1 pseudogene is annotated in these 259 nt (G+C 52.1%); it reads left to right on the top strand.

Going from position 1 to position 259, the window contains the following annotated elements:
• Positions 1-69: 69 nt before the first annotated feature.
• A pseudogene (locus AAIR21_RS28150) lies at positions 70-259 on the top strand (IS66 family transposase); the annotation flags it as partial.

Raw genomic sequence — 259 nt, 5'->3', positions numbered from 1 at the left:
TAACTGGAAACATCCGCAAAGAACAGAACGTCCTGGACTTCGGATATAACCCGTTAATAACATGGGGAAATGGATAACTTACTCCCTGACGATATCGAACAGCTTAAGGCCCTGCTGGTTGCACAGCGGGCGCTTATACAGCGCCTGTCCGGTGAGATAACCGGATACGGCCGTGAGATCGATGCGCTCCGGGGGCTGGTCGCTAAACTGCAGAGAATGTTGTTCGGGCGAAGCAGTGAGAAAAACCGCGAGAAAATCG

This window comes from Enterobacter sp. PTB, assembly GCF_051130085.1.
Classification (GTDB): Bacteria; Pseudomonadota; Gammaproteobacteria; order Enterobacterales; family Enterobacteriaceae; genus Enterobacter; species Enterobacter ludwigii.
This window is presented reverse-complemented; position numbering and strand designations above follow the sequence as displayed.